The sequence below is a fragment of the Streptomyces deccanensis genome (assembly GCF_022385335.1).
Classification (GTDB): domain Bacteria; phylum Actinomycetota; class Actinomycetes; order Streptomycetales; family Streptomycetaceae; genus Streptomyces; species Streptomyces deccanensis.
In genome coordinates this window covers 2,646,795-2,673,361 of sequence record NZ_CP092431.1, presented here as the reverse complement: position 1 = coordinate 2,673,361, position 26,567 = coordinate 2,646,795, and the positions used below count along the sequence as shown (strand labels likewise).

23 protein-coding genes, 1 tRNA gene and 1 pseudogene are annotated in these 26,567 nt (G+C 70.7%); 13 read left to right on the top strand and 12 right to left on the bottom strand.

Features of this window, described 5'->3' with window-relative positions; all coding sequences use genetic code 11:
* Positions 1-116: 116 nt before the first annotated feature.
* A complete protein-coding gene (locus L3078_RS11950) occupies positions 117-1,256 on the bottom strand; it encodes an acyl-CoA dehydrogenase family protein (RefSeq protein ID WP_239753419.1) in 1,140 nt (379 codons plus the stop codon).
* Positions 1,257-1,305: 49 nt separating this feature from the next.
* Here L3078_RS11950 and L3078_RS11945 point away from each other — a divergent pair, with 49 nt between their 5' ends.
* The 3 genes from L3078_RS11945 to L3078_RS11935 are packed head-to-tail and all read left to right on the top strand — an operon-like array spanning position 1,306 to position 3,949.
* On the top strand, positions 1,306-2,094 hold the full coding sequence (locus L3078_RS11945; RefSeq protein WP_239753418.1) for an SDR family oxidoreductase: 789 nt from the start codon (positions 1,306-1,308) through the stop codon (positions 2,092-2,094).
* A 14-nt stretch (positions 2,095-2,108) separates the two neighbouring features.
* Positions 2,109-2,750, top strand: coding sequence for a TetR/AcrR family transcriptional regulator (locus L3078_RS11940; protein WP_239753417.1), 642 nt, complete (start codon positions 2,109-2,111; stop codon positions 2,748-2,750).
* 41 nt (positions 2,751-2,791) lie between these two features.
* Positions 2,792-3,949 (top strand): acetyl-CoA C-acetyltransferase, encoded by a 1,158-nt coding sequence (locus L3078_RS11935; RefSeq protein WP_239753416.1) that lies wholly within the window; start codon positions 2,792-2,794, stop codon positions 3,947-3,949.
* On the opposite strand, the gene L3078_RS11930 is transcribed toward L3078_RS11935, so the two are convergent.
* From L3078_RS11930 to L3078_RS11915, 4 genes are read right to left on the bottom strand one after another with little or no spacing between them, the layout of a single operon-like run.
* A complete protein-coding gene (locus L3078_RS11930) occupies positions 3,933-4,982 on the bottom strand; it encodes an NAD(P)H-dependent flavin oxidoreductase (RefSeq protein WP_239753415.1) in 1,050 nt (349 codons plus the stop codon). The two genes, L3078_RS11935 and L3078_RS11930, sit on opposite strands and share 17 nt — an antisense overlap.
* Positions 4,982-5,749: a CoA-transferase subunit beta gene (locus L3078_RS11925; RefSeq protein ID WP_239760285.1), complete on the bottom strand. Its 768-nt coding sequence runs from the start codon at positions 5,747-5,749 to the stop codon at positions 4,982-4,984. The genes L3078_RS11930 and L3078_RS11925 overlap by 1 nt, the downstream gene beginning before the upstream one ends.
* Before the next feature lie 11 nt (positions 5,750-5,760).
* Entirely contained in the window at positions 5,761-6,609 is an 849-nt protein-coding gene (locus L3078_RS11920) for a CoA transferase subunit A (RefSeq protein ID WP_239753414.1), read from the bottom strand.
* The gene (locus tag L3078_RS11915; RefSeq protein WP_239753413.1) at positions 6,602-7,474 is read right to left on the bottom strand and encodes an enoyl-CoA hydratase family protein; all 873 of its coding nucleotides are present in this window, start codon (positions 7,472-7,474) and stop codon (positions 6,602-6,604) included. Before L3078_RS11915 ends, L3078_RS11920 begins: the two co-directional genes overlap by 8 nt.
* 66 nt (positions 7,475-7,540) lie before the next feature.
* Here L3078_RS11915 and L3078_RS11910 point away from each other — a divergent pair, with 66 nt between their 5' ends.
* The gene (locus L3078_RS11910; RefSeq protein ID WP_239753412.1) at positions 7,541-8,293 is read left to right on the top strand and encodes an SDR family oxidoreductase; all 753 of its coding nucleotides are present in this window, start codon (positions 7,541-7,543) and stop codon (positions 8,291-8,293) included.
* On the top strand, positions 8,290-9,222 hold the full coding sequence (locus L3078_RS11905; protein ID WP_239753411.1) for an SDR family oxidoreductase: 933 nt from the start codon (positions 8,290-8,292) through the stop codon (positions 9,220-9,222). Before L3078_RS11910 ends, L3078_RS11905 begins: the two co-directional genes overlap by 4 nt.
* A gap of 114 nt (positions 9,223-9,336) precedes the next feature.
* On the opposite strand, the gene L3078_RS11900 is transcribed toward L3078_RS11905, so the two are convergent.
* Entirely contained in the window at positions 9,337-10,329 is a 993-nt protein-coding gene (locus L3078_RS11900) for a hypothetical protein (protein WP_239753410.1), read from the bottom strand.
* A gap of 83 nt (positions 10,330-10,412) precedes the next feature.
* On the opposite strand from L3078_RS11900, the gene L3078_RS11895 reads away from it, so the two are divergent.
* The 5 genes from L3078_RS11895 (at position 10,413) to L3078_RS11875 (ending at position 16,982) form a co-directional block, all read left to right on the top strand.
* Entirely contained in the window at positions 10,413-10,799 is a 387-nt protein-coding gene (locus tag L3078_RS11895; RefSeq protein WP_239753409.1) for a chorismate mutase, read from the top strand.
* 71 nt (positions 10,800-10,870) lie between these two features.
* The gene (locus L3078_RS11890; RefSeq protein WP_239753408.1) at positions 10,871-11,395 is read left to right on the top strand and encodes a response regulator; all 525 of its coding nucleotides are present in this window, start codon (positions 10,871-10,873) and stop codon (positions 11,393-11,395) included.
* A gap of 90 nt (positions 11,396-11,485) precedes the next feature.
* Complete coding sequence (gene pepN, locus L3078_RS11885; RefSeq protein WP_239753407.1) at positions 11,486-13,990, top strand: aminopeptidase N; 2,505 nt, start codon at positions 11,486-11,488, stop codon at positions 13,988-13,990.
* 185 nt (positions 13,991-14,175) lie between these two features.
* Positions 14,176-15,549 (top strand): pyridoxal phosphate-dependent decarboxylase family protein, encoded by a 1,374-nt coding sequence (locus tag L3078_RS11880; protein WP_239753406.1) that lies wholly within the window; start codon positions 14,176-14,178, stop codon positions 15,547-15,549.
* Positions 15,546-16,982, top strand: coding sequence for a lysine N(6)-hydroxylase/L-ornithine N(5)-oxygenase family protein (locus tag L3078_RS11875; protein ID WP_239753405.1), 1,437 nt, complete (start codon positions 15,546-15,548; stop codon positions 16,980-16,982). The genes L3078_RS11880 and L3078_RS11875 overlap by 4 nt, the downstream gene beginning before the upstream one ends.
* An 88-nt stretch (positions 16,983-17,070) precedes the next feature.
* Here L3078_RS11875 and L3078_RS11870 read toward each other — a convergent pair whose 3' ends face one another.
* On the bottom strand, positions 17,071-18,879 hold the full coding sequence (locus tag L3078_RS11870; RefSeq protein ID WP_239753404.1) for a 5'-nucleotidase C-terminal domain-containing protein: 1,809 nt from the start codon (positions 18,877-18,879) through the stop codon (positions 17,071-17,073).
* 177 nt (positions 18,880-19,056) lie between these two features.
* On the opposite strand from L3078_RS11870, the gene L3078_RS11865 reads away from it, so the two are divergent.
* Positions 19,057-19,776, top strand: a complete 720-nt coding sequence (locus L3078_RS11865; protein WP_239753403.1) for an SIMPL domain-containing protein — start codon at positions 19,057-19,059, stop codon at positions 19,774-19,776.
* A gap of 110 nt (positions 19,777-19,886) precedes the next feature.
* Complete coding sequence (gene pyk, locus L3078_RS11860; RefSeq protein WP_239753402.1) at positions 19,887-21,323, top strand: pyruvate kinase; 1,437 nt, start codon at positions 19,887-19,889, stop codon at positions 21,321-21,323.
* Between the two features lie 4 nt (positions 21,324-21,327).
* Here pyk and L3078_RS11855 read toward each other — a convergent pair.
* Positions 21,328-22,094, bottom strand: a pseudogene (locus L3078_RS11855) (transcriptional regulator).
* Between the two features lie 81 nt (positions 22,095-22,175).
* Positions 22,176-22,258 (bottom strand) — tRNA-Leu (locus tag L3078_RS11850).
* Positions 22,259-22,357: 99 nt separating this feature from the next.
* Here L3078_RS11850 and L3078_RS11845 point away from each other — a divergent pair.
* On the top strand, positions 22,358-23,014 hold the full coding sequence (locus L3078_RS11845; RefSeq protein WP_239753401.1) for an ANTAR domain-containing response regulator: 657 nt from the start codon (positions 22,358-22,360) through the stop codon (positions 23,012-23,014).
* Between the two features lie 94 nt (positions 23,015-23,108).
* Here the strand turns inward: L3078_RS11845 and L3078_RS11840 are convergent, their stop codons facing one another.
* From L3078_RS11840 to L3078_RS11830, 3 genes are read right to left on the bottom strand one after another with little or no spacing between them, the layout of a single operon-like run.
* On the bottom strand, positions 23,109-23,825 hold the full coding sequence (locus L3078_RS11840) for an ABC transporter ATP-binding protein (protein ID WP_239753400.1): 717 nt from the start codon (positions 23,823-23,825) through the stop codon (positions 23,109-23,111).
* A complete protein-coding gene (locus L3078_RS11835; RefSeq protein ID WP_239753399.1) occupies positions 23,822-24,733 on the bottom strand; it encodes an ABC transporter ATP-binding protein in 912 nt (303 codons plus the stop codon). The genes L3078_RS11840 and L3078_RS11835 overlap by 4 nt, the downstream gene beginning before the upstream one ends.
* A gap of 3 nt (positions 24,734-24,736) precedes the next feature.
* Positions 24,737-26,563: a branched-chain amino acid ABC transporter permease gene (locus tag L3078_RS11830; RefSeq protein ID WP_239753398.1), complete on the bottom strand. Its 1,827-nt coding sequence runs from the start codon at positions 26,561-26,563 to the stop codon at positions 24,737-24,739.
* Positions 26,564-26,567 lie beyond the last annotated feature (4 nt).

Below are 26,567 nucleotides of genomic sequence, written 5' to 3'. Positions count from 1 at the left end.
CGGAGGCGGCCCCTTCGGTTCGGGAGGGGGCCACGCGTCGGGCGGTGGCCCTTGGGGTCGAGATGAGGTGGAGGCCCCGCGACCGCGACGGCCCCTCGGACGGACGTCGTCGCGCGTCAGCGGCGGCCCTTCGGCAGGCCGAGGAGGCGTTCGGCGATGATGTCGCGCTGGATCTCGTTGGTGCCGGCGTAGATCGGGCCGGCGAGGGAGAAGACGTACCCCTCGGACCAGCCGGTGTCCGCCGCCTCGCCCTCCTCGCCGAGCAGGTCGAGCGCCGTCTCGTGCAGGGCGATGTCGTACTCGGACCAGAAGACCTTGTTCAGGCTGGCCTCGGGGCCGATCGGCGTGCCCTGAAGGAAGCGGGAGGCGGCCGCGTGGGTGAACAGCTCGTAGGCGCGGGCGCCGATCAACGCGTCGGCCACCGCGTCGCGCGCGGACGCCGGGCTCCCCCGCTCCTGCCAGAGGCCGAGCAGCCGGTCCGCGGCGGCCAGGAAGCGGCCCGGGGAGCGGAGCGTCAGACCGCGTTCGTTGCCGGCGGTCGACATCGCGACGCGCCAGCCCTGGCCGGGCGCGCCGATGACGTCCTCGTCCGGCACGAACACGTCGTCGAGGAAGAGTTCGGCGAACGCGGGCCTGCCGTCGAGGCGGCCGATCGGGCGGACCGTCACACCGGGGGCGCGCAGGTCGAACATGAGGTACGTGAGCCCCTGGTGGGGCCGGGCGGTCCCGGGCTCGCTGCGGAACAGGCCGAACGCCCGGTCCGCGAACGCCGCCCGGGACGACCAGGTCTTCTGCCCCGTCAGCAGCCAGCCCCCGGCCGTGCGCACGGCCCGGGAGGTGAGCGAGGCCAGGTCGGACCCGGCCTCGGGCTCCGACCACGCCTGGGCCCACACCACCTCGCCGCAGGCCATGGGCGGCAGCACGCGCGCCCGTTGCTCCTCCGTGCCGTGGTCGAAGAGGGTCGGGGCGAGGAGGTTGACGCCGTTCTGCCCGACGCGGCCCGGGGCGCCCGCCGCGTAGTACTCCTCCTCGAAGACCAGCCAGCGCGGCAGGCCCGCGTCGCGGCCGCCGTACGCGGTCGGCCAGTGCACCACCGACCAGCGGTCGGCGGCCAGTTCGGCCTCCCAGGCGCGGTGTGCGGCGAAGCCCTCCTCGGTCTCCAGGGAGGGCAGCGGCTCCGACGGGACATGGGCGCGCAGCCAGGCGCGGGCCTCGGCGCGGAAGGCCTCGTCGGCGGGGGAACGGGCGAGGTCCATGGAGCGCTGCTCCTTCCCTAACAAGTGTTTGGTAGGTTAGCGTGCCCGCATGAAGAACGTCGACCCTCCGACGTACGTCCCCGGCCACGGTCTGCTCGCCGGACGGACCGCCGTGATCACCGCGGCGGCCGGCGCGGGCATCGGCGGAGCCACCGCGCGACGCTTCCTGGAGGAGGGCGCGCGCGTACTGATCAGCGACGCCCACACGCGCAGGCTCAAGGAGTACAAGACCGAGCTGGTCGCTGAGTTCGGGGCGGACTCCGTCCGCGCGGTGCCCTGCGACGTCACGAACGACGACCAGGTGAGGGCCCTGTTCGAAGCGGCGGCCCGGCTGCACGGACGGCTCGACATCGTCGTCAACAACGCCGGCCTGGGCGGCACCTCGGACCTCGTCGACATGACCGACGAACAGTGGTCCAGGGTGCTGGACGTGACACTCAACGGCACCTTCCGCTGCACCCGGGCCGCCCTGCGACTCATGCGGGAAACCGGGACCGGCGTGATCGTCAACAACGCCTCCGTCGTCGGCTGGCGCGCCCAGGCCGGCCAGGCGCACTACGCCGCGGCGAAGGCCGGCGTCATGGCCCTGACCAGGTGCGCCGCGATCGAGGCGGCCGCGTACGGGGTCCGGGTCAACGCCGTGTCGCCGAGCCTCGCCATGCACCCGCACCTCGCGAAGGTCACCACCCCGGAACTGCTGGAGGAACTGACCGCACGCGAGGCCCTCGGGCGGTACGCCGAACCCTGGGAGGTGGCCAACGTGATCGTCTTCCTCGCGTCCGGCTACTCCTCGTACCTGACGGGTGAGATCGTCTCCGTCAGCAACCAGCACCCGTGAGGACGAGGAACAGCGTGCCGACCAAGAAGAAGCCCACGACGACCGCCGGCGACAAGCCCCCCGCCGCGCCCGCCCGCCGTCGGGAACTCCTCGACCGGGCCGCGACGGTCTTCGCCGACCTGGGCTACAACGCCACCACCGTCCGCAGGATCGCGGACGACGTCGGCATGCTCGCGGGCAGCCTCTACTACTACTTCGAGTCCAAGGACGCGATGCTGGAGGAGATCCTGCGGACCTTCCTCGACGAACTCTGGGAGGGCTACGACGCCGTCCTGGACGCCGAACTGCGCCCCCGGGAGACCTTCGAGGCCCTGGTCGTCGAGTCGTTCCGCGCCATCGACCGGCACCGCGCCGCCGTCGCGATCTACCAGAACGAGGCCAAGAAACTGGTCGCGCAGGACCGGTTCCAGTTCCTCGACGCGTCACAGCGCAAGTTCGAGAAGGCATGGCTGACCACGCTGGAACGCGGCGTGGCCGCCGAGGAGTTCCGGGCCGACCTCGACACCAGGCTCACCTACCGGTTCGTGCGCGACACGGTGTGGGTCGCCGCCTCCTGGTACCGGCCCGGCGGACGACTCGGCCCGGAGGAGATCGCCCGCCAGTACCTGTCGATGGTCCTGGAGGGGATCGCCGTACGCGCGGAGCCCCAGCCCTGACGCACATGCGGTGAACAACCTTTGACAACAAGGGAGTTGCCATGGCCGAGGCCTACATCGTCGAAGCAGTCCGCACGCCCGTGGGGCGGCGCGGAGGAGGGCTCGGCCAGGTCCATCCGGCCGACCTCGGCGCCCATGTCCTAAGGGCGCTCGTCGCACGCGCCGGCGTGGACCCGGCCGCCGTGGAGGACGTCGTCTTCGGCTGCCTGGACACCGTCGGCCCGCAGGCCGGTGACATCGCCCGCACCAGTTGGCTGGCCGCCGGGCTGCCCGAGGAGGTACCGGGCACCACCGTCGACCGGCAGTGCGGCTCCTCGCAACAGGCCGTGCACTTCGCCGCGCAGGCGGTGCTCTCCGGCACCCAGGACCTGGTGGTCGCGGGCGGCGTCCAGAACATGACGATGATCCCCATCGCCTTCGCCTCCCGCCAGGCCGCCGTCCCCCTCGGACTCACGGACGGCCCCTTCGCGGGCAGCGAGGGCTGGCGGGCCCGCTACGGCGACCGGCCGGTGAACCAGTTCGCCGGCGCCGAGATGATCGCCGCGAAGTGGGGCATCAGCCGACGCGACCAGGAGGAGTACGCGCTGCGCTCGCACCGGCGCGCGGTACGGGCCGTCGACGAGGGCCGCTTCGCGCGCGAGACCGAGCCGTACGGTGACGTCACCGTCGACGAGGGGCCGCGCCGCGACACCACGCTGGAGAAGATGGCCGCGCTGAAGCCCGTCATCGACGGCGGCACCGTCACCGCCGCCTGCTCCTCCCAGGTCTCCGACGGCGCCGCCGCGCTCCTGCTCGCCTCCGAACGCGCCGTACGGGAGCACGGGTTGACCCCGCGCGCCCGCGTGCACCACCTCTCCGTACGCGGTGAGGACCCCATACGGATGCTCACCGCCCCGATACCGGCGACGGCGTACGCCCTGAAGAAGTCCGGCCTCACCCTCGACGCGATCGACCTCGTGGAGATCAACGAGGCCTTCGCACCGGTCGTCCTGGCATGGCTGAAGGAGACGGGCGCCGACCCGGAGAAGGTCAACGTCAACGGCGGCGCGATCGCCCTCGGCCACCCCCTCGGCGCGACCGGCGCCAAGCTCATGACGACCCTCCTGCACGAACTGGAGCGCACGGGCGGCCGGTACGGGCTCCAGACGATGTGCGAGGGGGGCGGGCAGGCCAACGTGACGATCATCGAACGACTGTGAGCCGCCGCAGCACCTCGTCCGCCTCCGCCATGATCCGGTCCACCAGCTCCGCGCACGACGGCAGGTCGTCGATCACCCCGGTGACCTGCCCGGCCGCCATCACCCCCAGGTCCGTACGGCCGTCCACCAGCGCGGACCTGAGCAGCATGGGCGTGTTCGCGGCGAGCAGGACCTGACTCCAGGCGAGGTCCTTGCCGTGCCGCAGCGCGAGGCCGTCGCGGACCATGGCGCGCCAGGTGAGCCCGGACAGCCGCCGGAAGCCCGCCGCGTGGCGTACGGCGCGCAGCAGGGCGCGCGCCCGTCCGGACGCCTCCAGCGCGCTCACGAACTCCGTGCGGAGCATGCGGTGCGGCAGCCCGTCCACGGCCCGCGTCACCGTGACGTCCTTGACGGTCGCCGCCAGATAACGGGCCTTCACCGCGTCGGGCACCGTCGAGTCCGAGGTGAGCAGGAACCGCGTGCCCATCGCCACCCCGGCGGCCCCGAACGCCAGCGCGGCCACCAGCCCCCGCCCGTCGTGGAAACCGCCGGCGGCCACCACGGGAATGTCGACGGCGTCCACGACCTGCGGCAGCAGCACGGTCGTGGCCACCTCCCCGGTGTGTCCGCCGCCCTCGCCGCCCTGCACGACCACCGCGTCCGCCCCCCACGCCGCCACCTTCTCGGCGTGCCGCCGGGCGCCCACGGACGGGATCACCACCACCCCCGCGTCCTTGAGCTCGGCGATCAGCTCCCTGGACGGCGCGAGCGCGAACGACGCCACCCGGACGCCCTCCTCCACGAGGATCCGCACCCTCTCCCGCGCGTCGCCCGCGTCGGCCCGCAGATTCACCCCGAACGGCGCGTCCGTGCGCGACCGCACCTCCCGTACGGCGTCCCGGAGCCGCGCCGGTGTCATCGTCGCGGAGGCCAGGATGCCGAGCGCCCCCGCGTTCGCCGCGGCGGAGACCAGCCGGGGACCGGCCACCCAGCCCATACCGGTCTGCACGACCGGGTGGCGGACGCCGACGAGCCGGGTCAGCGCCGTCTCCATCAGCCCCGGACCTCACGGTCGCGGCTGCCCGCCGGGTCGATCACCTCACGGATCAACCGCAGCTCCTCCGCCGTCGGGTCCCGCGTGTACGGCACCTCGTCCGGGACGGCGAGCGCGAAGCCCGTCGCCTCCGCGACCTCCTCGACGGTGACCCCGGGGTGCAGCGAGGCCAGCCGCATCGCGCGGTCCGGTGTCGCGAAGTCGAACACCCCGAGGTCGGACACCACACGCGGCAGGTGGTGGAAGCGGGCGGCGGCCGGATGCGCGGCCACGCGGTCGTGACCCACCCCGCACACCATGTCGACCGCCTCGACGAACACCCGCCGGGAGTGCTTCGGAACCCAGTAACTGGTCGGGTTGTTCAAGGTGTTGACCGGCGCTCCCCGCACCCCCAGCAACTGCCGCCTCGGCCTCGCCCAGTCGCCGACGCAGGAGATGTTCTGATTGCCGTACCGGTCGATCTGGCTCGCGCCCATCATCACGTGCCGCCGGCCGCCGGTGACCAGGTCCAGATGCCGACGGTAGGGCAGCCAGCCCTCCACGGTGCCGTCGAGGTCGACGAGCAGCGCCTCGCCGTCGGTCAGCAGCAGGTCCGGCGAGAAGGTCCGCCTGGCGAGGCGTGCGCCCAGCGACGGGATCAGCCCCATCGGACTGGCGAGGATCTCCCCGGCCCCGCGCCAGGCCTCGGCGCAGGCGATCACGCAGTACTCGGCGCGCGTCGCTCCACTCGCCGTTCCGCTCGTCGTTCCGTGCGTCGCTCCGCTCATCGGCCCCTCGTTCACGAGCCCTCCTTCTGCCAGGTCCGTACGGCCGACTGGTAGGCGGGCTCGTCGCCGGAGAGGAACCGCTCGGCGAAGTCCTCCCAGGGCGTGGTCGCGTACATCCTCTGGAAGGCCTCGTCCCGGCCGTGGTCGGGGGCGCAGGAGGTGAAGTGCGCGCCGTTCGGCGCCTCGATCACACCCGTGACCACATGGCGGCCGACCAGCAGCGTCTGCGGAGCCGCCTCCTTCGTCAACTCGGCCGTGTCCACGATCCGTTCGCAGGAGACGTACGCCGTGTCGGCCGCCTCGCAGAACAGGTCGTCGAAGTACGGGTCCGGGCCCAGATACTGGCCGTTGCCCCGGCGGTCGGCCCGGTTGACGTGCACGAACGCGGCGTCGAGGCGCAGGGCGGGCATGGCGACGAAGGTCTCGCCGTCGTCGTACGGCGAGGTGACCGTCCGCAGGCCGGGGTTGACCCGCATCACGTCCGAACCGATGCCCGCCCGCACGGGCAGGAAGGGCAGCCGGTACGCGGCGGCCCGCAGGCCCCACAGGAACATCGCCTCGTCCACCTCCATCAGCTCGAACGCGCCCCGCTCGCGCGCCGCGCGGAAATGGGGTTCGAGGGGGATGGAGTCCAGGGTGGCGAAGGGGGCGACCAGTTTCCTGATCCGTCCGGCGGCGGCGAGCATGCCGACGTCCGGACCGCCGCACGAGACGACGGTGAGATCGCCGATCCCGGCCCGGAGCACCGCCCTCACCAGGGCCATCGGCTTCCGGCGCGACCCCCAGCCGCCGATCCCGACCGTCATCCCACCCACCAGCCGCGAGGCGGCCTCATCGGCGGTCATGGTCTTGTCACTCACCCGGGTCCCCCTCCACCGCGCCGCTTCCCTCCACCGAGCCCCTTCCCTCTGCCGCGCCCCGCCGCTCGGTCGGCGGGCGTGCCTTGGCCGCGCCGGCCGTCCCGGCCTTACCCGCAGTCCCAGTCCCTCCCGCCGTCCCGAACCGGTCGCGGATCTCGTCCGCCAGTCCGCTGAGGTTCGCCTCGAAGGTGAAGCCCTGTTCGAAGCGGTAGCTGCGGCGGACGTCGACGGGGTCGATGCCGTTGATGGCGGCCTTGGCCAGGCGCAGCAGGCGGCCGTCCTTCGCGGCGATCTCCCGGGCCAACTCCAGCGCGGCCGAGGGAAGTTCGGCACGCGGTACGACCCGCCACACCGAGCCGTGCGCGCGAAGCTCCGCGGCAGTCGCCGTACGCGAGGTGTAGTACAGCGCGCGCATCAGATGCCGGGGCACCAGCCGGGCCAGATGCGTCGCCGCACCCAGCGCGCCCCGGTCCAGCTCCGGCAGCCCGAAGGTCGCGTCCTGGCTCGCCACGATCGCGTCCGCGTTCCCCACCAGCCCGATCCCACCGCCCAGACAGAACCCCTGCACGGCGGCGACCACCGGCACCTCGCACTCGTACACCGCCGCGAAGGCCTCCGCGCACCCGTGGTTGGCGCCGATCAACGCGCTCTGCCCCACCGCCTGGATCTCCTTGATGTCCACCCCGGCGTTGAACCCGCGCCCCTCCGCACCCAGCACGACACACCGCACCTCCGGATCGCGCCCCGCGCCGCGCACGGCCTCCGCCAGCTCGAACCAGCCGCGCACCGGCAGCGCGTTCACCGGCGGGAAGTCGACCGTGACGACGGAAATCCCCTTTTCCGGGGACGAGGTGGAGACACTCATCGGAGCATCAGCTACCTTCCACCTAACGTTTGTTTGGTGCGTCTCTTCTGCGGAAGGTAGCAGCGGATGCGGCTCAACGGAAAGGTCGCCGTCGTCACCGGCGGCACGCGCGGCGTCGGCGCCGGCATCGCCCGCGCGTTCACCGAAGCCGGCGCCGACGTCGTGACCTGCGCCCGCAGACCGCCCGAAGTTCCCCTCAAGGGCGCCGAGTTCATACCGCTGGACGTCCGCGACCCCGACGCGGCGCACCGCTTCTTCGCCGAACTGCCCCGCGTGGACGTCCTCGTCAACAACGCCGGCGGCACCCCCTACCGCCCGCTCACCGAGGCCGACGCCCGCCGCCACGCGCGCGTGCTCGAACTCAACCTCACCGCCCCGCTGACCGTCTCCCTCGCCGCCCACGCGCATCTGCGCCGGACCCGGGGCGCGATCGTGATGATCGGCAGCGTCAGCGGCAGCCGCCCCTCACCCGGCTCGGCCGCCTACGGCGCCGCCAAGGCGGGCCTGGAACACCTCGCCCGCTCCATGGCCGTGGAGTGGGCCCCGGAGATCCGGGTCAACACCCTCGTCCTCGGCATGGTCCGCACCGAGCTCTCCCACCTCCACTACGGCGACGACGCCGGTGTCGCCGCCGTCGCCCGCACCGTCCCGCTGGGCCGCCTCGCCGCCCCCTCCGACATCGGCGACGCGGCGGTATTCCTCGCCTCCGACGCGGCCGCCTACATCACCGGTGCCTCCCTCCTCGTCCACGGCGGCGGCGAACGACCCGCCTTCCTGGACGCGGCGACGGCCCACACCGACGAAGGAGAACCACCATGAGCGGCACACACCGGCACCGCCCGGCGCGGCTCTGCGAAGGGCGCGTGGTTGTCGTGACCGGCGCGGGCCGCGGCCTCGGGCGCGCGCACGCGCTCGCGTACGCCGCCGAGGGCGCCCGCGTGGTCGTCAACGACCTCGGCGTCGGACTCGACGGCACCCCCGACCCCGACAGCCCCGCCGCCCGGGTCGTCGAGGAGATCCGCGCCCAGGGAGGGGAAGCGGTCGCACACGGCGGTGACATCGCCACGTCCGACGGCGCCGCCTCCCTGATCCGCACCGCCCTGGACACCTACGGCCGCCTCGACACCCTCGTCAACAACGCCGGCTTCCTGCGCGACCGGACGCTCGTCAACCTCGACGAGGACGACTTCGACGCTGTCCTCCGCGTCCACCTCAAGGGCCACTTCCTGCCCCTGAAACACGCGGCCGCCCACTGGCGCGCCGAGACCAAAGCGGGCCGCACCCCCACCGCGCGCATCGTCAACACCAGCAGCGGCGCGGGCCTGCTGGGCTCACTCGGCCAGGGCAACTACAGCGCCGCCAAGGCCGGCATCGTGGGCCTCACCCTCGTCGCCGCCGCGGAACTCGCCCGCTACGGCGTCCAGGTCAACGCCATCGCCCCAGCGGCCCGCACCAGGATGACCGAGACGGTCTTCGCCGAGACCATGGCCGCCCCCGACACCGGCTTCGACGCCATGGCCCCCGAGAACGTCTCCCCCTTGGTGGTGTGGCTGGGCTCCCCCGCGAGCGACGGCGTCACCGGTCGCGTCTTCGAGACGGAAGCGGGCCGCATCACCGTCATGGAGGGCTGGCACCCGGGCCCGACCGACGACAAACACGCCCGCCGCACCCCAGAGGAGGCGGGCGAAACCGTTCGAAAGCTCCTGGCGGAGGCCCGCCCCCCGACCCCGGTATACGGCACCTCATGACCGAGGCTCCACCACACAGGGGCGCGGGGAACTGCGCGACAAGCCCCCACCCACCCGCACCCGCCCCTCACGCGCACCCACCACCCCCTCACGCGAACCGAGCTCCCCCATCCCCTACGTGTCACACTCCAACACCGTCCGACACAACCCACACCGAGCCCGCACCCGCCCCCGCACCGGCACCCGAATCCGCTGCTGACACGTCGGACAGGGAAACGACACCCGCAACGCCACCCCCCGCCCCTCCGGCGTGAACGCATACGAGACCCCCGCACCCCCGGCCCCCGCACCCCCGGCCCCCGTACCCCCGGCCCCCGTACCCCCGGCCCCCGTACCCCCGGCCTCAGTACCCCCCGCCCCCGCACCCCCCGCCCCAGCCGACCGCAGGGACGACGCATGGCGCCGATCCCGCACATACCGCCGCCGCCCCACCCACCCCGCCGCCGTCAGCGGCGGCTGCCGCTCGTCGCTCCGCGCCCGCACCCGCCCCTCCGCGAACGCGGAATACGCCTGCGCACTGGTGAACCACACCGACGGATCCTCACCGAACACCTGCGCCCGCTTGGCCAGCACGTACCCGAACTCCTCCGGCGTCAGATACCCCAGCTTCTGCGACGACGCGGCGTCCTCCCGGTACGCGTCCAGCAGCAGCCACCCCGCCCCCAGATACGTCGCCGCCGTGTCCGTCAGGATCTCGTTCTCCCGCGTACCGGGAAACGACAGCCCCAGCCGGTGCAGATAGACGTGCATCACCTCGTGCGCGAGGGCCGCCCCGATGTCCCGCCGATGCCTGCGGAAACGGTCGTTGAGCTCGACGAAGTACTCCGGCCCCGCCGCCAGCTCCACATGCGCCGCGTGCGTCATCTCCCGGAACGAGACGATCATCCGCGCGTCCGGCAACCGATAGTGCCGCACCAGCTCCCGCGCCACCCGCTGCGCCCCCAGATACAGATCGTCGGTGTCGCAGAACGCCACGTCCACGGGGGCCACACTGGTGGCGAAGGTCTGGATCGTGTCGTACGAGAGCCGCTTGTACAGCGCGGTGATCGACGCCCGCACGGTGTCCAGATGCGGGTAGCCGTGCTCGACAGGTCCGCCGTTCGCCACGTCCGCACCCCCAGAAGACGCCCCGATACGTTCCACTCTAAGCCGGTGCGGGCCGCGAACCACGGCGTCGTAGGGTGACGACCATGACCACCAGCAACACCAACCAGGCGAACAGCGGCGCCGCCCCGGCCGGCGACGTCGACGCGGACGTCCGGGCCGAACTCACCCGGCTGCGCGACAGCATCGACAACATCGACGCCGCCGTCGTCCACATGCTCGCCGAACGCTTCAAGTGCACCCAGCGGGTCGGCCACCTCAAGGCCGCGCACCACCTGCCCGCCGCCGACCCGGGCCGCGAGGCCCAGCAGATCAACCGCCTGCGCGGCCTCGCCGAAAGCGCCAAACTGGACCCGGCGTTCGCGGAGAAACTGCTCAACTTCATCATCGCCGAGGTCATCCGCCACCACGAACGCATCGCGGACGACGCCCTGAACAGCGCGGCGGGCACCGCACCCGACGCGGGGGAGTGACATCGAGTCCGCCAAAGGGCATCCTGCGTGAGCACTGCTTGTCAGGAATCGACCACACACCGTGAGAAGCCATGCCGTCGGAAGCCAAGATCCTCATCGTCGACGACCATGAGGACACGCTGTACGCCCTGGAGAGCGCCCTGGCCCCCCTGGGCTACCTGCTGACGCGCGCCACCAGCGGCGACGCGGCGCTCAAGGAAGTCCTCCGCGGCCAGGTCGGCCTGCTCCTCCTCGACGTCCGCATGCCCGGCGTCAGCGGCCTCGACGTCGTCCGCTACATGCGCGGCGTCGAACAGACCCAGCACATCCCCGTCATCCTCCTCACCGGCTTCGGCCCCGACGCCGAACTCACCGCCACCGCCTACCGCCTCGGCGTCGCCGACCTCGTCATGAAACCCATCGACCCCTGGGCCCTGCGCACCAAGGTCCGCTACCTCTACGACGCCCACGAACGCTCCCACGCCCTGGAACGCGAGGTCCGCGACCTGCGCGCACGCCTCAAGAACCACGACGAACCCCGACGCCACGGCGACGGCGGCCACCGCGACAAGGGGCGCGTCCCCGCGCAGCACGACGGCGCGAAGGACCGGGCATAGGCCGCATACGGCCGGGCGCACGGCGCGTACGACCGGACATAGGTCGCGTACCAGGCCCGCCCCTGTCCTGCGTCAAGGGCATCAGGCAGCATGTCCCTCATGTCCGTACTGACGCGCGACGAAGCGCATGCCCGTGCTCGGCTCCTCGACGTCCACCGCTACGAGATCGCACTCGACCTCACGCGCGGCGACGAGACCTTCGACTCCCGTACCGCCATCCACTTCACCGTGCGGGGGAAGAAGAAGGCCGCGGACACCTTCGTCGAGCTCAAGCCCGCCGAACTGCGCTCCGTCACCCTCGACGGCGAACCACTCGACCCGGCCACCCTCGACGGCAACCGCCTGCCCCTCAAGGGCCTCACCCCGGGCGACCACGAACTGCGCGTCGACACCGCCATGCGCTACTCCCGCACCGGCGAGGGCATGCACCGCTTCACCGACCCCACCGACGGCGAGACCTACCTCTACACCCAGCTCTTCATGGACGACGTCCAACGCGTCTTCGCCGCCTTCGACCAACCCGACCTCAAGGCCGCCTTCGACCTCACCGTCACCGCCCCCGAAGGCTGGACCGTCCTCGCCAACGGCATCACCGAACGACAGGACGACGGCACCTGGCGGGCCGCCACCACCCCGCTGATCTCCACCTACCTCGTCGCCGTCGCCGCCGGCCCCTGGCACTCCGTCCGCACCGAACACCGCGGCCTGCCCTTCGGCATCCACTGCCGCCGCTCCCTCGCCCCCCACCTCGACACCGACGCCGACGAGATCCTCGACGTCACCCGCGCCCTCTTCGACCGCTACCACGAGAAGTTCGAGGAGCCGTACCCCTTCGACTCCTACGACCAGGCCTTCGTCCCCGAGTTCAACGCCGGCGCCATGGAGAACCCCGGCCTCGTCACCTTCCGCGACGAGTTCGTCTACCGCTCCGCCGTCACCGACACCGAACGCCAGACCCGCGCCATGGTCATCGCCCACGAGATGGCCCACATGTGGTTCGGCGACCTCGTCACCCTCAAGTGGTGGGACGACATCTGGCTCAACGAGTCCTTCGCCGAGTACATGGGCTACCAGACCCTCACCGAAGCGTCCCGCTTCACCGACACCTGGGTCGACTTCGGCGTCGCCCGCAAGGCCTGGGGCTACGACGCCGACCAGCGCCCCTCCACCCACCCCGTCGCCCCCGAGAACGTCGACGACACCGCCGCCGCCCTCCTCAACTTCGACGGCATCTCCTACGCCAAGGGCGCCTCCGCCCTGCGCCAACTCGTCGTCTGGCTCGGCGAGAAGGACTTCCTCGCCGGCATCAACGCCCACTTCACCCGCCACCGCTTCGGCAACGCCACCCTCGCCGACTTCATCGACAACCTCGCCGGCGCCACCGAACGCGACGTCCACGCCTGGGCCGACGCCTGGCTCCGCACCACCGGCGTCGACACCCTCACCCCCGAGGTCACCCGCACCGCCGACGGCACCTACACCCTCACCGTCGCCCACACCGGCGGCCGCCCCCACCGCATCGCCGTCGGCCTCTACGACCGGGACCACGGCGACGACCAGGGCCACCTCACCCTCCGCGACCGCGTCGAACTCGACCTCCCCCAGACCGCCGCCCAACCCATCGGGAAGCGGCCCGCACTGCTCCTCCTCAACGACGGCGACCTCACCTACGCCAAGGTCCGCTTCGACCCCGAATCCTTCACCGCCGTCACCGGCCACCTCTGCGGCCTGCCCGACCCGCTCACCCGCGCCGTCGTCTGGAACGCCCTGCGCGACGCCGTACGCGACGCCGAACTCCCGCCCACCGCCTACCTGGAGGCCGCCCGCACCCACCTCCCGCGCGAGACCGACCTCGCCATCGTCCAAGGCGTCCTCGGCTTCGCCGGCACCCAGGTCACAGGCCGCTACCTCGCCCCCGAACAGCGCGCCGCCGGCCTCGCCACCCTCGGCTCCCTCTGCCGCGACCTCATCCGCCGCACCGAGGACGGCGACAACCCCGGCCTGCGCCTCACCGCCGTACGCCACTTCATCGACGTCGCCGCCCACCCCGAGACCATCGCCGCCTGGCTCGCCGACGGCACGGTCCCCGGCGGACCCGAACTCGACCCCGAACTGCGCTGGCGCGTCCTCGGCCGGCTCGCCGTCCTCGGCGCGGTCGACACCGCCACGATCGACGAGGAACTGGAGCGGGACCCCAGCGCCAGCGGCCGCGAAGGCTCCGCCCGCTGCCGCGCCGCCCTGCCCGACGCCGAGGCCAAGCAGGCCGCCTGGGAGGCGATGTTCACCACCGACGACCTCTCCAACTACCTGTTCACCGCCACCGCCCAGGGCTTCTGGCAGCCCGAACAGGCGGAACTCCTCACGGAGTACGTCGAACGCTACTGGGCCGACGCGGTGTCGCTCGCCGCTCGGCGCGGACCGGCGATCGCGGAAGCCGCCGGACGGTGGGCGTTCCCCGTGTACGCCGTGGATCCGCAGACACTGGGGCTGGGGGAGCGGTGTCTTGAGGACGGCGAGGTGATCCCGGCGCTTCGGCGGAAGCTGGTGGATCAACTGGATGATCTCGCCAGGGCGTTGCGGGTTCGGGAGGTGTAGACCGGGACACGCCGTAGGGGCGTGGGGCGTCTGCGGGCCTGCGGGCCGTTCGTGGCTGGTCGCGCAGTTCCCCGCGCCCCTTTCGGGCGCGCTGCACTACCCTCTTTTGGTTGTAATTAGCTGCTTTTTCGGGCTCGGCACCCGATTGGCGTACAAGATGGGATTCCCCGTGCTCGGAGGAACCCATGACCGCCCCGCCCCTCGCCTCGGGACCCCAAGGTCCCGGCGCGCTCCGGCCGTTGCTCGACACCGTGCTCGACGCGCTGCGGGAAGGGGCCGGGACACGGGGCGGCCCCCTCCCCGCCGGTGGCCCGGAGGCCGTCGCGGCGATGGTGCGGGACGCCCTCGGAGAGCCGCTGCCCGCCGACGGCGACCCCGACGCCCTGCACCGCCTGGTCCGCGCCCTCGCCGCCGGCACCGCCGACCCCGCCGACCCCCTCTGCGCGGCTCACCTGCACACCCCGCCCCTGGCCGTCGCCGCCGCCGCGGACCTCGCCGTCTCCGTGCTGAACCCGTCCCTCGACTCCTGGGACCAGGCCCCGGCCGCCTCCACCCTCGAAGCCCTCGTGACCCGGGCCCTCGCCGAAGAGGCCGGCGCCGCCGACGCGCTCGTCACCACCGGCGGCACCGAATCCAACCAACTCGCCCTGCTCCTGGCCCGGGAGACACACCCCGGCGTACGACTCGTCCACGGGGCCAACGCCCACCACTCCCTGCCCCGCGCCGCCTGGCTCCTCGGCCTGCCCGAACCCGTCGTCATCCCGACCCCGGCCGGCACCCTCGACCCCGCCGCCCTGGACGACGCCCTCACCCACCTCCCCGGCCCCCTCCTCGTCGCCGCCACCGCCGGCACCACCGACGCCGGACTCATCGACCCCCTGCCCGCCATCGCCGACCTGTGCCACACCCACGGCGCCCGGCTCCACATCGACGCCGCCTACGGCGGAGGCCTCCTGTTCAGCGACCGCCACCGGCCCCGACTCGACGGCCTCGCCCACGCCCACACCGTCACCCTGGACCTGCACAAACTGGGCTGGCAGCCGGTAGCCGCCGGACTCCTCGCCGTACGCGACACGGCCGACCTCGCCGCCCTGCACCAGCGCGCCGACTACCTCAACGCCGACGACGACACCGAGGCCGGCCTGCCCGACCTCCTCGGCCGGTCACTGCGCACCAGCCGACGGCCCGACATCCTCAAGACCGCCGTCACCCTCAAGACCCTGGGCCGCACCGGACTCGGCCGACTCGTCGACCAGGTCTGCGCCCTCGCCCAGGACTTCGCCGACACCGTCGAGGCACACCCCGGCTTCGAGCTCCACGACCGGCCCACCATCAGCACGGTCCTCTTCCGGCCCGCCGGAGCCCCCGACACGACCGTGGCAGCCGTTCGCCGCCGGCTCCTCCACGACGGCCGGGCCGTCATAGGCCGCGCCGAGCTCGACGACCGGCTCTGGCTCAAGGCCACCCTGCTCAACCCCCATGCCCGGCCGGACGAACTCACCGCCCTGCTGAAGCTCGTAGACCTCGCACGCCTCGCCGAAGGACACACCCCCACATGAGCACCACCCCCGCACACGACCAGCCCGACCCCGAAGCCCCCCGCGACCTCGTCGGCGTCGGCATCGGACCCGCCAACCTCTCCCTCGCCGCCCTCGCCCACCCCCTCGCCGAACTCGACGCCGTCTTCTACGAACAGCGCCCCGGCTTCGACTGGCACCCCGGCCTGCTCATCGACGGCGCCACCGTCCAAGTGCCTTTCCTGGCCGACCTGGTGACCCTCGCCGACCCCGTGAGCCCCTGGTCGTTCCTGAACTACCTCAGGACCCGCGACCGGCTCTTCCCGTTCTACTTCGCCGAGCGCTTCCACATCCAACGCGCCGAGTACGACGCCTACTGCCGCTGGGTCGCCGAGAACCTGCCGGGACTCCGGTTCGGCCACCAGGTCGACTCGGTCCGCTGGAACCCCGAACGGGACCTCTTCGAGGTCGACTTCAGCCGACTCGATGCCGACGGCGAGGTCGAGGCCCTCGGCCGCACCCACGCCCGCAACATCGTGCTCGGCGTCGGCACCGAACCGTACGTCCCCGAACCCCTCAAGCCACTCGTCGAAGCAGCCGGCGTGCCCGTCGTCCACGCCGCGGACTACCTCGGCGAACGCGACCGCCTCCTGACCGCCCCACACGTCACCGTCATCGGCGCCGGACAGTCCGGCGCCGAAGTCTTCCTCGACCTGCTCCGCCACCGCCCCGCAGGCCGGGAAGGACTGCACTGGCTCGGCCGGACCGAGGCGTTCGCCCCCATGGAGTACTCCAAGCTGGGCCTGGAACACTTCACCCCCGACTACACCCGCTACTTCCACGCCCTCGCCGAACCCACCCGCGACCGGCTCGTCGCCGCCCAATGGCAGCTCCACAAAGGCATCGGCGCCGACACCATCGCCGCCATCCACGACGAGCTCTACCGCCGCACCCTCGACGGCGGCTGGCCCGACGCCGTCCTCACCCCCGGCGTCCACGTCCGCACCGCCGGCCGACTCGCCACCACCCGCGTCGAACTCCACCTCGAACACGTCGAGCAGGGCACCCGCTCCCGCCTCACCACCGACGCCGTCGTCCTCGCCACCGGCTACCGCGAACGCCCCCTGGACCGCGTCCTCGCCGGCCTCGACCCGTACATGCGGCGCGACAACCGCGAGCGACCCCGCGTCGACGAGAACTTCCGCATGATCCTCGACCCGTCCGTCACCGCCGCCGGCTGCCACGTCTACGTCCAGAACGCCGAACTCCACACCCACGGCGTCGGCGCCCCCGACCTCGGCCTCGCCGCCTGGCGCAGCGCCACCATCCTCAACACCCTCACCGACAAGGAGCCCTACCCCCTGCCCCGCCGCACCGCCTTCACCACCTTCGGCCTCGAACCCCACCCGCAGATCCCACCCGCCCGCAGGCCCGACTCCGCCGTCCCCCTCACCCCCCTGGTCGACGTGCGGTAGCCGACAGGCAAAAGAAGAAAGGGGGAGGCGGCCGCAGCAACCGCCACGGCCGCCTCCCCCTGGAAGACCGGCGTACCGTCTAGAACGTCTAGAAGACCGGCGTACCGTTCCGCGTCAGCTTCCAGTCCACCGAAGCGAAATCGGCCGGGTCGATCGACCCCTTCGCCTTCACCCACGCGATCATCGTGTTACGGATCTCGTCCGAGTTCGACCACAGCAACTGCGCCGCGGCCACATGCGGGAAGTTGCCACCACCGTTGGCCCGGTAGTTGTTCACCGCGAACACGAACTTCTGCTCGTCCGCCAGCGGAGCACCCTCGAACCGCACGTTCGTGATGCGCGACCCCGCCGGCTTCGCGATGTCGATCTCGTACGACAGCCCGCTCACCGCGTCGTAGTTGTAGTCCGGCGTCCCGTTCGCGTTCGTCAGCTTCGCCGGGTCGACCACTGCGTCCGCCGCCGTCTGCACGAAGTAGTTCGCCGAGTACTCCAGGTACGCCTTCATCTGCGCACCCGTCATCAGACGCGCCTCCAGCGTGTTCTCGAAGACGTACAGACCTGCGACGTCCCGAATGGTGACGTCCCCCGCCGGAATCACCGCGCTCCGCGAGAACGCGGCCGCCTGCGACAGCACCGGCAACGACCCGTACTCCGTCGCGGACAGCGCCTGCTTCACCGTGTCGGCCTGGATGTGGTTGATCAGATCGATGATCGCCACATCCTTGTACGGCGCCTCCACCGACGTCATCTCGGCGGCATTCGTACCGATGACCTGATTGACGTACGCCACGACCTTCTCGTGCTCGTCACCCAGCATCTTCACGATCACCGGGTCCTCCTCCACCGTGTTGGAGTTGAGCACCTGCGCCGCGACCTTCTCGACCTTCCAGCAGCCCTTGCTCCACACCAGCTCGAAGTCGAACAGCGTCAGCCGCTGCCCCCACTTCAACGGCTCCGACAGCACGACCTGCTTACCCGTCTCCTTGTTGGTGACGAAGTACTCCGGAATCTCCGTGTGCGCGTGCCCGACGAGAATCGCGTCGATCCCCGGCACCTGCTCGGCGACCAGCCCGGCGGCGTTCTCGATGTACGGCAACTGGTCACCGTACGACGACGTCCCCGACGAACCGCTGTGCGCCGACACGATGACGACGTCCGCCCCCATCGACCGCAGCTTCGGCACCCACTTCGCCGCCTGCTCCTCCAGCCCCGGGAACGTCATCTTCCCCTGCACGTTCGCCTTGTCCCAGATCGCGATCCCCGGGTTCGTCAGCCCCAGCACCGCCACCTTCACATCACGTCCGTGCGGCGTACGCAACCGGTGCATGCTGTACGGCGGGAAAGCCGGCCGCAGCGTCTTCGCGTCCAGCGCGTTCGCCCCCAGCAACGGGAAACGACACTGCTCCTGGAACTTCCGCAGCACCGGGATGCCGTAGTTGAACTCGTGGTTGCCCAGTGCCGCCGCGTCGTAGTCGATCGCGTTCATGGCCTGCGCCATCGGATGCACCGGACCACCCTTGGCGGTGATCGGGTCCACCTTCGCGTAGTAGTACGACAGCTGCGTGCCCTGAATGGTGTCACCGGCGTCGATGAGCAGCGTGTTCCGGCGCCCCTTCTCCTTGCGGATCCGGTTCACCAGCGTGGAGATCTTCGCCAGACCGACGTCGTTGTGCGCCTTGTCGTCGAACTCCTTGTCCGTGAAGTAGTCCCAGTTGAAGACGTTCCCGTGCAGGTCGGTCGTCCCCATCACGGTGAAGCTGTACCGCTTCGGGGCCCGCTTCCCCTCGGGCTTCACCTCGGCCGCCTGAGCGCTCGGAGCGAGCGCCGTACCGGCGACGGCCACACCCGCACCGGTCACGGCCGACTTCTTCAGGAACTTCCGGCGGTTCAAGGGCATCTCGGGGCACTCCTCGGAGGAACGGACGATCGCAACGCGCGTAGACACGGCCGACGGCCGACGCCACAACGCGCGTAGATTCTGACCCGACCCGCCCCCACCGCAACAGACCCCCCAGGTTGCGATCTGGTGACCGACAACACCCGCCACCAGGCCATCAGTGACAGAGTGGGGCGTATGACCACCAGTCCAGAGGAAGCCCAGCCCACCGCCGTCCCCTACGGCACCCCCGACGCGCCCCGCATCGCCGTACGCGGCGAAGCCCGCCTCGACGTCGACCCCGAGATAGCCCGCATCGGAGTCACCGTCCTCGCCCGCGGCAAGGACCGGCGCGCCGCCCTCGACGACCTCACCCGCCGCAACACCACCGTCCTCGACCTGGTCAAGACCTACGGCGAAGCAGTCGAACGACTGGAGACCGGCGCCTTCTCCATCACCCCCGAACTCAAGGAGAAGGGCCGAGGAGAACGCATCCAGGCCTACCACGGCCGCGTCCACATCACCGCCGAACTCACCGACTTCACCGCACTCGGCGAACTCACCACCCGCCTCGCCGACCTCGACCTCACCCGCGTCGACGGCCCCTGGTGGTCCCTCCGCCCCGACTCACCCGCCCACCGGAAAGCCAGGCAGAAAGCCGTCACCGAAGCCGTCCAGCGCGCCCGCGAATACGCCGAAGCCCTCGGCACCACCCTCGCCGCCCTCGTCGAACTCGCCGACATCGGCGCCGAAGCCCCCCAACCCCTCCGCCCGGGCGCCCCCGGCGGCCTCATGCGCTCCGCCCGCGCCAAGGGCGCAGACGACACCGACGCCGCACCCCTCGACCTCGAACCCCAACGCCAACGCGTCCACGCACAGGTCAACGCCCGCTTCACGATGCACCCGCCACGCCTGTGACAGGCCCTCCCCAAACAGGTGACTGCTTGTCAATTACCCTTCACCAGAAGGCCGTTGAGTAGTCACGCTCCGCCAAGTCGCTACCGGCGGGTAAGCCATAGGCTCGCACCATGCGCCGAGCAAAGATCGTCTGCACCCTCGGGCCCGCCACCGACTCGTACGACCAGATCAAGGCACTGGTCGAGGCCGGCATGGACATCGCCCGCTTCAACCTCAGCCACGGCGGCCACGCCGAACACGACGCGCGCTACCAGTGCGTCCGCAAGGCCGCCGACGAGACCGGCCGCAGCGTCGGCACCCTCGCCGACCTCCAAGGCCCCAAGATCCGCCTCGGCCGCTTCACCGAAGGCCCCGTACTCCTCGAACGCGACGACACCTTCACCCTCACCGTCGAAGAGGGCGCGACCGGCGACAGCGAGGGCTGCGGCACGACCTACGCCGGCCTCGCCGCCGACGTCACCCCCGGCGAACAGATCCTCGTCGACGACGGCAAAGTCACCCTGGAAGTCACGGCCGTCGACGGCCCCCACGTCCACACCAAGGTCGTCGAAGGCGGAATGATCTCCGACCACAAGGGCCTCAACCTGCCCGGCGTCGCCGTCTCGGTCCCCGCCCTCTCCACGAAGGACGAGGAAGACCTCCGCTGGGCCCTGCGCACGGGCTTCGACGTCATCGCTCTGTCCTTCGTCCGCTCCGGCCGGGACATCGAACGCGTCCACCAGATCATGGACGAGGAAGGCCGCCGACTCCCCGTCATCGCCAAGATCGAGAAACCGCAGGCGGTCGACAACATCGACGAGATCGTCGCGGCCTTCGACGGGGTCATGGTCGCGCGCGGCGACCTGGGCGTGGAAATGCCCCTGGAGCAGGTCCCACTGGTCCAGAAACGCACGATCAAACTCGCCAAGCGCAACGCCAAGCCGGTCATCGTCGCCACCCAGATGCTCGACTCGATGATCCACCACTCCCGCCCGACCCGCGCCGAGGTCAGCGACGTCGCCAACGCGGTACTCGACGGCACGGACGCGGTGATGCTCTCCGGCGAGACGAGCGTCGGCAAGTACGCGGTGGAGACGGTCCGCACGATGGGCCGCATCGTGACGGCGGCGGAGGAGGAGATGCTGGCGAAGGGTCTCCCACCCCTCACCGAGCACAACAAACCCCGCACCCAGGGCGGCGCGGTCGCCCGAGCGGCGGCCGAGATCGGCGACTTCCTCGACGCGAAGTTCCTGGTCGCCTTCAGCCAGTCCGGCGACACGGCGCGGCGCCTCTCCCGCTACCGCTCCCCGATCCCCCTGCTGGCCTTCACCCCGGACCCGGCGACGCGCTCGCAGCTGAGCCTGACGTGGGGCGTGGAGACGTTCCTCGGCCCGCACGCGGACAGTACGGACGCGATGGTCGACCAGGTGGACGAGCTGCTGCTGCGGTACGGCCGCTGCGAGAAGGGCGACGTGGTGGTGATCACGGCGGGCTCCCCACCGGGCGTCGCGGGCACGACGAACATGGTCCGCGTCCACCACATCGGCGAGGCGGCCGGCCCCGCCTAGGGCGTCAGTACTTGGGGCCGACGTGGGTGTCCATGAGGGCGACGGAGGCCTTCTTGGCGACGGAGATGTTGTACGGGTTGCCGTCGCGGGTGCAGTGCGTCCACTCGACGCCCAGCGTGTCGAGGGTGTCGGTGTAGAGCTGCCGGATGTCATCGGACTTGTTGGTGAAGAAGTACCGCGGGTACTCGTAGCGCTTGCGCTCACCGGCGACGAGGCGGGTCGTCCAGTTGGTCAGGCGACAGCCGTCGGAGTGGATCAGACCTCGGACGAACTCCCAGGGGTGGGCGTCGACGATGGCCTGCTGCCAGGGGGCGAGGGCGATGGTGCGCTCGTGCTTCTTGCCAGTGCCGTGCTGAGGGAAGAGGCAAGTCCAGTGCTTGGTGAAGGACTTCACGTCGACGCAGCCCGCTCGCTGGATTCGGCTGACCTGGGCCAGGGTAAAACCCGGCGCATGGCGTCCTCGGCTGCATCGATCAGACCGGGCCAGGATGCCGTACACGTGACCATCAGGTAGTGCTGCCGCGGTTTGGAGATGATGTAGCCGTCGCCCAGATAGAGGCCGAGCAGGTAGGCGTAGGCCGCGGAGTCTTCCGGTGTTCCTGGTGTGTCCCGGCACCGGATGCAGGGAGGCGTGCGTGCAAGGGGTTCGATCCGAGTCAGCCAACACCGGATCGCCGATCGCGAGACGCCAGTCTCTCGGCTCACGGAGTTGAGGCTGCGGCCCTGAGCAACCAACGCGAGTGCTCGCTCGCGTGTGCTGATGTCGTACATGCGGCCACTCTCGGTGACTGATCGCGACAGTGCGCAGCAAAAAGCGGATGTTCACGAGAATGTGAACATCCGCTTCTGAAGTGCCCGGTGTGGGATTCGAACCCACATGCCCTAAGGCACGGTGGTTTGAGCACCGCGAGTCTGACCAGTTCCTCCAACCGGGCAAGCCATGTAGCTGCGGGAAGTGTACCGGTTCACCGGAGCCACTCGCAGCTAGGTACCCTGCTCCTCAGCAGTACCCCTGCCCCGAACAAGGAGCCCACGTGACCGCCCCCGAGTCGCCCCAGCCCCTCGACGCGCCCGACGACGACAAGTCGCACGTGCCTCCGCTGACGACCCGTGTCGTCATCGCCGAGGACGAGGCGTTGATCCGTCTCGATCTCAAGGAGATGCTCGAAGAGGAGGGCTACTCCGTCGTGGGCGAGGCCGGTGACGGGGAGCAGGCCGTCGAGCTGGCCCGGGAGCACCAGCCGGATCTGGTGATCCTGGATGTGAAGATGCCGAAGATGGACGGGATCTCGGCGGCGGAGAAGATCGCCGAGGAGCGCATCGCGCCGGTGCTGATGCTGACCGCGTTCTCGCAGCGGGACCTGGTGGAGCGCGCCCGGGACGCGGGTGCGATGGCGTACTTGGTGAAGCCGTTCAGCAAGAGTGATGTCGTGCCGGCGATCGAGATGGCTGTCTCGCGGTTCACGGAGTTGAAGGAGCTGGAGAAGGAGGTCGCCGACCTCACGCTGCGGCTGGAGACGCGGAAGCTGGTGGACCGGGCGAAGGCGATCCTGCAGACGGAGTACGGGTTGACGGAGCCGGCGGCGTTCCGGTGGATCCAGAAGACGTCGATGGATCGTCGGATGTCGATGCAGCAGGTGGCGGAGGCGGTCATCCGGGACGCGGAGGAGAAGAAGGCGGCGAAGGGCTGATCTCGCCCGCCCTCACCAAGAACGAGGACGAGGCCCGCACCCCCTACCTGAAAGGGGGTGCGGGCCTCGTCGTGTACGGGCCGGAGGCCGGAGGCTAGTCCTCGCCGAGGTAGGCCTTGCGGACCGACTCGTCGACCAGCAGGTCGGAGCCCGTGCCGGAGAGGACGATCTTGCCGATCTCCATGACGTGGCCCTGGTCGGCGAGGGAGAGCGCCGCTTGGGCGTTCTGCTCGACGAGCAGGATGGTGGTGCCCTGGGACTTCAGTTCGGCGATGGTGGCCATGATCTTCTGCATCATGATGGGGGAGAGGCCCATGGAGGGCTCGTCGAGCATGAGCAGCTTGGGCTGGGACATGAGCGCGCGGCCCATGGCCAGCATCTGCTGCTCACCACCGGAGAGGGTTCCCGCGGCTTGCTTACGGCGTTCGCCCAGGATGGGGAAGAGGTCGTAGGCGCGCTGGATGTCCTTCTCGATGCCGGGCTTGTCGTTGCGCAGGAAGGCACCGAGGCGGAGGTTGTCCTCGATGGTCATGCGCGGGAAGATGTGCCGCCCCTCGGGGGAGTGGGCGAGGCCGAGCGCGACGATGTCGTGCGCGGGGATCTTCTTGAGTGACTTGCCGTTGAACTTGACCTGGCCGCCGACGGGCTTGAGGAGGCCCGAGAGGGTGCGCAGGGTGGTGGTCTTGCCGGCGCCGTTGGTGCCGATGAGGGTGACGACCTCGCCGGCGTCGACCTTGAAGGAGATGCCCTTGACGGCTTCGATCTTGCCGTAGGCGACCCGGAGGTCCTCTACTTCGAGCAGTGCGGTCATCGGTCGTTCTCCTTGCCGGGCGCGGCGTCGTTCGAGGCCTCGGCGTGTGCTTCGGCGGCTTCGACCTCGGCGATCTCGTCCTTGCCGGGTGCGTCCTCGAAGGGTTCGCCGAGGTAGGCGGCGACGACGCGTTCGTCGCCCTGCACGGTGGCGCTGTCGCCTTCGACGAGTTTTTCGCCTTGGACGAGGACGGCGACGCGGTCGCAGAGGTTGAAGATGAACCGCATGTCGTGCTCGATGACGAGGACGGCGATGCCCTGGTCGCGGATGGCGAAGACCAGTTCTTCGGTGGCTCGCGTCTCCTGGGGGTTCATGCCGGCGGTGGGCTCGTCGAGGAGGAGCAGGCCGGGTTCGCTCGCGAGTGCCCGGGCGATCTCCAGCTTGCGCTGTTCGCCGTAGGGGAGGTTGCGGGCGAGGTGTTCGGCCTTGGCGTCGAGTCCGACGAACGCGAGGAGTTCCATGGCGCGGTCGCGGGAGGCGGCTTCGGCCTTGTGGAAGCCGGGGCCGCGCAGGAGGGCGGACCAGAGGCCTTCCTTGGTGCGGGTGTGGCGTCCGACGAGGACGTTCTCCAGGACCGTCATGTTGGCGAAGAGGCGGATGTTCTGGAAGGTGCGGGCGATGCCGGCCGCGGTGACCTTGAAGGACTTGGGCGGCAGGACCTGGCCTTTGTAGCGGACCTCTCCCTCGGTGGGGATGTAGAGGCCGGTGAGGCAGTTGAAGAAGGTCGTCTTGCCGGCGCCGTTGGGGCCGATGAGTCCGACGATCTCGCCGCTGTTGACGGTGAGGTTGACGTTGCGTACGGCGGTGAGGCCGCCGAAGCGCATGGTGACGCCGCGTGCGTCGAGGACGGTCTCGCCGGGGGCGTTGGCGCCGGGTGTGGCGTCCTTGGTGGTGGTGTCGGTGGTCATGGGTCAGGCCCCTGCCTTGCTGAGGACTGTGGGTGCTTCGGCCTCTTCGTGGAATTCGAGCTGGCGGCGCCGGTTGGGGATGAGGCCCTCGGGGCGGAACCGCATGAGCAGGACGAGTGCGAGTCCGAAGGCGAAGAGCTGGTAGTCGCCGAGGAACTGGAGCTTGGCCGGGATGAGGTAGAGCAGTGCGGCGCCGACGAGGGGTCCGCTGATGGTGCCCATGCCGCCGAGGACGACTGCGGCGAGGAGGAACGCGGAGTTGGGCGGGACGACGTGGGCGAACTGGTACTGCTCGGGGGTCACGGTGTAGGTGACGTGGGCCTGGACGGTGCCGGCGAGGCCGGCGAGTGCGGCGCCGAGGGCGAAGGCGATGAGCTTGACGCGGAAGCCGTTGATGCCCATGGCGAGTGCCGCGGTTTCGTCCTCGCGGATGGCGATCCAGGCGCGGCCGATGCGGGAGTCGCTGCTGCGTCGGAAGACGACGACCACGACGAGCGTGATGAGCAGCATGAGGAAGAAGTAGTTGGCGAACCGGGCGATGGTGAACCCGGCGATGGTGTGTTCCTGGCCGAAGTCGAAGCCGAGGATGTTGAGGTTCGGGATCGAGGAGATGCCGTTGGAGCCGTTGGTGATGTCGGGGCCGGAGGTGCCGTCCATGTTGAGGACGGCGAGGCGGAAGATCTCACCGAAGCCGAGGGTGACGATGGCGAGGTAGTCGCCGCGCAGTCGCAGGGTCGGGGCGCCGATGATGACGCCGAAGATCATGGCGACGACGGCGCCGAGGATGGCGCTGGCCCAGAACGGCAGGTGGATGTCGAAGGGGGAGGAGGGGGAGCCGGAGACCATGGCCGCGGTGTAGGCGCCGACGCCGAGGAAGGCGACGTATCCGAGGTCGAGGAGGCCGGCGAGGCCGACGACGATGTTGAGGCCGAGGGCGACGGTGGCGAAGATCAGGATGTAGACGCCGATGGTCGCGTACTGGTCGTCGGACTGGGTGAAGGGGAACGCGGCGGCCGCGGTGAACGCGCCGATCATGGTGACCGTGCGGTGCTTGGCGGTGACGGCGGAGACCCGGGCGACGAGGCCGGCCTTGGAGAGGGCGCCGATGGCGAAGCCGGCGGTGATGAGGAAGCCGACGAAGAGTTCGTCGTACTCGGTGCCGATGCCGTAGGTGAAGACGAGCAGGCCCAGTGCCATGGCCGCGACGATGATCAGGATCTCGGCGTAGGCGGGGAGCTTGCGGGCGGGTGCGGCGGTGCCGGTGGCGAAGCAGGCCTTCATGACGGCGCGGGCGTTGCGTGCGCCGAGCAGGAACTGTTCCCAGGCGGTGTCCTCGGGGTCGGCGGTCTCGGGTGCCGGTCGTTCGAACGGCAGGGCGAGGGCGCCGAGGAGGGCGGCGAGGGTGGCGAGGGCCGCGACGTAGCCGCCGGGTTCGAGGTTGACGAGGCCGCCGAGCTGGATGCTGATCGCGAGGATCGTGTACCAGGCGGTGACGAAGGTGCCGAGCGCGGCGAGCTTGATGGAGCTGTCGGCGCCGGCGGGGACGAGCCAGCGCAGGCCCTTGATGCCGTAGGAGGCGAGGCCGAAGAGAGCCGTGAGGGCGCCGCCGATGAGGACGAGGACCTGGAGGCCGCCGGGGTAGCCGTAGAAGGTGAGGTCGCCGGGGAAGGCGGAGGTCCAGGTCCAGGCGAGGAAGGTGGAGATCACGGCGAGGACGCCGCCGCCGGTGGCGAGGGCGCGGCCGATGTTCTCGGGGATGCCGACGAGGCCCCGGGGGGTGGTGTCGTGCTTGGCGGCGGCTGCGGTGGCCGCGGTGGTGTTGGTGGTCATCGGT

Excerpts from the sequence above, each read along its gene's own strand:
- L3078_RS11930 (WP_239753415.1), bottom strand. The coding sequence starts at position 4,982 with ATGGAGACGGCGCTGACCCGGCTCGTCGGCGTCCGCCACCCGGTCGTG.
- L3078_RS11880 (WP_239753406.1), top strand. The coding sequence starts at position 14,176 with ATGACCGCCCCGCCCCTCGCCTCGGGACCCCAAGGTCCCGGCGCGCTC.
- L3078_RS11925 (WP_239760285.1), bottom strand. The coding sequence starts at position 5,749 with ATGAGCGGAGCGACGCACGGAACGACGAGCGGAACGGCGAGTGGAGCG.
- L3078_RS11910 (WP_239753412.1), top strand. The coding sequence starts at position 7,541 with ATGCGGCTCAACGGAAAGGTCGCCGTCGTCACCGGCGGCACGCGCGGC.
- L3078_RS11835 (WP_239753399.1), bottom strand. The coding sequence starts at position 24,733 with ATGACCACCGACACCACCACCAAGGACGCCACACCCGGCGCCAACGCC.
- L3078_RS11840 (WP_239753400.1), bottom strand. The coding sequence starts at position 23,825 with ATGACCGCACTGCTCGAAGTAGAGGACCTCCGGGTCGCCTACGGCAAG.
- L3078_RS11875 (WP_239753405.1), top strand. The coding sequence starts at position 15,546 with ATGAGCACCACCCCCGCACACGACCAGCCCGACCCCGAAGCCCCCCGC.
- L3078_RS11935 (WP_239753416.1), top strand. The coding sequence starts at position 2,792 with ATGGCCGAGGCCTACATCGTCGAAGCAGTCCGCACGCCCGTGGGGCGG.
- L3078_RS11905 (WP_239753411.1), top strand. The coding sequence starts at position 8,290 with ATGAGCGGCACACACCGGCACCGCCCGGCGCGGCTCTGCGAAGGGCGC.
- pyk (WP_239753402.1), top strand. The coding sequence starts at position 19,887 with ATGCGCCGAGCAAAGATCGTCTGCACCCTCGGGCCCGCCACCGACTCG.
- L3078_RS11945 (WP_239753418.1), top strand. The coding sequence starts at position 1,306 with ATGAAGAACGTCGACCCTCCGACGTACGTCCCCGGCCACGGTCTGCTC.
- pepN (WP_239753407.1), top strand. The coding sequence starts at position 11,486 with ATGTCCCTCATGTCCGTACTGACGCGCGACGAAGCGCATGCCCGTGCT.
- L3078_RS11895 (WP_239753409.1), top strand. The coding sequence starts at position 10,413 with ATGACCACCAGCAACACCAACCAGGCGAACAGCGGCGCCGCCCCGGCC.
- L3078_RS11950 (WP_239753419.1), bottom strand. The coding sequence starts at position 1,256 with ATGGACCTCGCCCGTTCCCCCGCCGACGAGGCCTTCCGCGCCGAGGCC.
- L3078_RS11870 (WP_239753404.1), bottom strand. The coding sequence starts at position 18,879 with ATGCCCTTGAACCGCCGGAAGTTCCTGAAGAAGTCGGCCGTGACCGGT.
- L3078_RS11890 (WP_239753408.1), top strand. The coding sequence starts at position 10,871 with ATGCCGTCGGAAGCCAAGATCCTCATCGTCGACGACCATGAGGACACG.
- L3078_RS11915 (WP_239753413.1), bottom strand. The coding sequence starts at position 7,474 with ATGAGTGTCTCCACCTCGTCCCCGGAAAAGGGGATTTCCGTCGTCACG.
- L3078_RS11865 (WP_239753403.1), top strand. The coding sequence starts at position 19,057 with ATGACCACCAGTCCAGAGGAAGCCCAGCCCACCGCCGTCCCCTACGGC.
- L3078_RS11830 (WP_239753398.1), bottom strand. The coding sequence starts at position 26,563 with ATGACCACCAACACCACCGCGGCCACCGCAGCCGCCGCCAAGCACGAC.